Genomic DNA, 3,890 nt, shown 5'->3' with positions numbered 1-3,890 from the left:
CTTCCGCCTGCTCGGCGCCGACGACCGCGAGACCTGGGAACCGACGACGAGGAGTCACCGATGAACACGACCGGCATGCGCCGCTTCCCGCTCGACGAGACGGTCGACGCCGTCGTGATCGGCACCGGGGCAGGCGGAGCGCCCCTGCTCTCGGTGCTCGCCGCTCGAGGGCTGCGGGTCGTCGCCCTCGAGGCCGGGCCGCACTTAGATCCGCTCGGCCACACCGCCGACGAGACGGCGGCCGTCGAGATCAACTGGATGGAGGAGCGCCTCAGCGGAGGCGAGACCCCCACCGCCTTCGGGCAGAACAACAGCGGCCGCGGGGTCGGCGGCTCGACGCTGCACTGGGGCGCGTTCACGCCCCGCCCCGACCCGCGCGACCTGCGGCTCCGGAGCGACTCCGGCGTCGGCCGCGACTGGCCGATCGAGCACGCCGAGCTCACCGCGTACATCGAGAAGGTGGAGGCGACGATCGGAGTGGCGGGCCCGGCCGAGTACCCGTGGGACCCGTCGCGCCGCTACCTGCAGGGCCCGCTCGCGCGGAACGCCTCGGCCGACATGATGCTGCGCGGCTGCGCGGCGATCGGGATGCGCGCGACCGACGCGCCCGCCGCCGTGCTCAGCGGCCCGCGGGACGACGGCCGGCCCTCCTGCGTCAACTGCGGCCAGTGCCATCAGGGCTGCCGGACCGGCGCGAAGACGAGCATGGACGTGACCTACCTGCCGGAGGCGGTGCGGGCCGGTGCCGAGATCCGGGCCGACTCGTTCGTGCACGGCATCGAGCTGGACGCCGCGGGCCGCGTGTGCGCCGTGGTCTACACGAGCGGCGGAGTGGAGCACCGGCAGCGCTGCTCCGCCCTGTTCCTCTGCGCGGGCGGCGTCGAGACGCCCCGGCTCCTCCTGCACACCGGCATCGCGAACAGCAGCGGCCAGGTGGGCCGCAACTTCCTGGCGCACGGGGCGACCCAGGTCTGGGGCACCTTCGAGAACGAGATGCGCGGTTACCGCGGCTACCCCTCCTCGGTGATCACCGAGGACACCGTCCGCCCAACCGACGCCGACTTCGCGGGCGGCTACCTGATCCAGAGTCTCGGAGTGATGCCGCTGACCTACGCGACGACGCTCGCCCGCGGCGCGGGCCTCTGGGGCAGGGATCTGATGGACGCGCTCGACGGCTACCGCTTCGCGGCGGGCGTCGGCATCAACGCCGAGTGCCTGCCCGCCGACGGCAACCGGCTGGAGCTGACCGACGAGCTCGACGAGCACGGGGTGCCGAAGGCGCGCATCACGTTCTCGGCGGGCGCCAACGAGGAGGCGATCGACCGGCACGCGATCCGGACGATGACCGCGATCGTGGAGGCGGCCGGCGCGACGAGCACGCGGGTGATGGCGCGCACGGCGCACACTCTCGGCACCGTGCGGATGGGCACCGACGCGGGCGACGCCGTGATCGACGCGGACGGCCGCAGCTTCGACGTGCCGAACCTCTGGGTGTGCGACAACTCGGTGTTCCCGAGCGCGCTGATCGCGAACCCGGCGCTCGCGACGATGGCGCTCTCGCTGCGGACGGCGGACCGCTTCCTGGCGGCGTAGCGTCGCGGCGGCGGGACGGCTGCGTCGCGGCTGCGGGGCGGCCGCGGGGCGGGACGACGGGCGAGGTGCTCCTCCGCGTCGCCGACTGACCGCGCGGGCGCGCCCGGACTACGCGCCCGGACTACGCACCCGCCGGATCAGCCGTGGGGCCGTGCGGGGCGCCAGCGCAGTCGCGAGACGCGCTGACCGAACGGCGGGCCGTCGCGATGGCGTGTGACGGCGGTACGGCGCGCGCTGAGCCGCCGAGGTGCTGAGGTGCTGAGGTGCTGAGTGCTGAGGTGCTGCATCGTGGTGGCCGAACGGCGGCAGGGCGCAAGGCGGAGGCACGGCCCTGGTGTCGGCACGGCGTCAGGCGACGGTGCGGCCCCGGTGACGGTCCGCGCCTCAGCGGCGGTGGTGCGGCCGCGTGAACCCGAGCGAAGGCGCAGATCCGAGCGTCAGCGGCGCGGCGGTAGGTCGCTGAGCACTCGCCTCCGAGCGAAAGCACGGCCCGATCACCAGTGCGAACCCGCGCAATGCGCCGAACCCGCCCGACAGCCGATTCCCTCAGGGGTGCACGGCGGAACGGCAGCACGGCAGCACGGCAGCTTGTCAGCACGGCAGCGTGTCAGAACGGCGGCGGCCGGTCCGCGAACCTCGGAGTCGCGGGCGGGCCTGGACGGAGCCGTTCCTCGAAGCCCGGCGGGCGCGTGGTGATGCGGCGGCCGGTGGGGGTGGTCCAGTCGGCGGTGCCGTCGGGGTGGAGGACGTAGGTCCAGCGGTCGCCGTGCCGCACGTGGTGATGGGCGACGCAGAGGCTGGCGAGGTTGCCGGGGTCGGTGCCGCCGCCGTTGCGCCACTCGACGACGTGGTCGGCCTCGGCGCTCGCGGCGGAGCGGGTGCAGCCGGGGAAGCGGCAGGTCACGTCGCGGAGCTGGAGGAGGAGCCGCAGCTCGCGGTGCGGCAGTCGGCGTGTGCGCCCGACCGAGAGGACGGCGCCCGTCCGGGGCTCGGTCAGCACGCGGGTGACGGTCGCGGGGACGAGGCTCCGGGCGACGTCCGCCGGGATCGGGCCGTAGCCGTCGAGCTCGGCGGAGGCGTCGTCGGCGCCGGACGCGGTGCTCGCCGACAGGGTGACCCGCACCTCGGCGCGCACGCCGGTGACGAGGGTCGGAACGGGCCGATCGGCGCCGACCGGGTCGGGCGCCGTGCCGATGACGTCCGCCTCGCAGAGGAGGTCGGCCAGAGCGTCGGCTCGCAGCTGGGCGAGGGTCCGCTCGTCGCCCGCTCCGGAGATCACGCCCGCGGCGCCCGCACCGGTGATTCCGGCGGGCTCCGCTCCGGTCGTCCCGCTGGACTCCGCTCCGCAGGAGCCCGCTCCCGCGGCGGCGAGCGGCGGCGTCCCCTCCGCCGCGTCGCGGAGGATCCGGGCGATCCGGTCGAGACGGCTGTACGCCCCCACGGCGACCGGGGCGGGGAGGAGGGCGCAGAGCGTCGCCATGCCGTCGACCTCGGGGGTCAGCCAGACCGCACGGTCCTCGCGTGCACGTCGGTGGCGCTCGGCGAGGGGCTGCTCGTGGAGCTCCTCCCGCAGCCGCGCCAGAGCGCGCCGCAGCTGGGTCGGCGTGGTGCGGGCCGCGAGCTCGGCCGCCCGCGTATCGAACGCGGCGCGGGAGCCCGGAGGCAGGGTGGCCGCGACGGCGCAGACGACCTGGCCCGCCTCCCACCGCAGGCGCGCCCCGGCGAGGGCGGCGCGGGTGGCCGGCAGGTCTTCGACGAGGAGGCGCGCGTGGTCGAGCTCGCGGGAGGCGACCCGCTCGGAGACTCCGAGGGCGACGGCGAACTCCGCACGGATCGACCGCTCGGCGAGGTCGCTCGACGCGTGCGGCGCCGAGCCGCGGGCGAACGACTCCGGACGCTCGAGCGCGGCCCGGTGCCCGGCGTGCAGCTCCTCGGCCGCGGCCAGGAGCAGCGGGGACGCCGAGCGGGCCAGCGCCGCGGCTCGGTCGCCGCGAGCACGCACCTCGCTGAGCACCGCCTCCGCTGCTGTGGACCCGCTGATCATCGTCATACGTGTATTCAATCAGCGACCACCGACACGGAAGCGACGGATCGTCATATCCGTGGAGAACCGGCGTGAAGCCCTCCTGTGGAGGGAGGGATCACCGCAGCCGACACCGCACATCCCCGTCGTCCTCGGGGCGGCGCGCGCAGGACACCGGCGCAACACCCCGCCACACGCACCGCCACACGCCCCCCGCTCACGCGAACCGCACCGCCTCACGCCCCCGCTCACCCGAACCGCACCGCCTCACACC

At 75.2% G+C, this 3,890-nt stretch carries 2 protein-coding genes; one reads left to right on the top strand and one right to left on the bottom strand.

The features are described 5' to 3' along the window. Window positions 1-60: 60 nt before the first annotated feature. Window positions 61-1,593, top strand: coding sequence for a GMC family oxidoreductase (locus tag C5C74_RS16660; protein WP_104351929.1), 1,533 nt, complete (start codon window positions 61-63; stop codon window positions 1,591-1,593). 607 nt (window positions 1,594-2,200) lie between these two features. Here the strand turns inward: C5C74_RS16660 and C5C74_RS16655 are convergent. Then, window positions 2,201-3,643, bottom strand: coding sequence for an HNH endonuclease signature motif containing protein (locus tag C5C74_RS16655; RefSeq protein WP_104351928.1), 1,443 nt, complete (start codon window positions 3,641-3,643; stop codon window positions 2,201-2,203). Window positions 3,644-3,890 lie beyond the last annotated feature (247 nt).

The organism is Rathayibacter sp. AY1E8, from assembly GCF_002931415.1.
GTDB lineage: Bacteria > Actinomycetota > Actinomycetes > Actinomycetales > Microbacteriaceae > Rathayibacter.
Note: the sequence above shows the minus strand (reverse complement) of the source record. Positions and strands in the feature narration are given on the sequence as shown.

Excerpts from the sequence above, each read along its gene's own strand:
- C5C74_RS16660 (WP_104351929.1), top strand. The coding sequence starts at position 61 with ATGAACACGACCGGCATGCGCCGCTTCCCGCTCGACGAGACGGTCGAC.
- C5C74_RS16655 (WP_104351928.1), bottom strand. The coding sequence starts at position 3,643 with ATGACGATGATCAGCGGGTCCACAGCAGCGGAGGCGGTGCTCAGCGAG.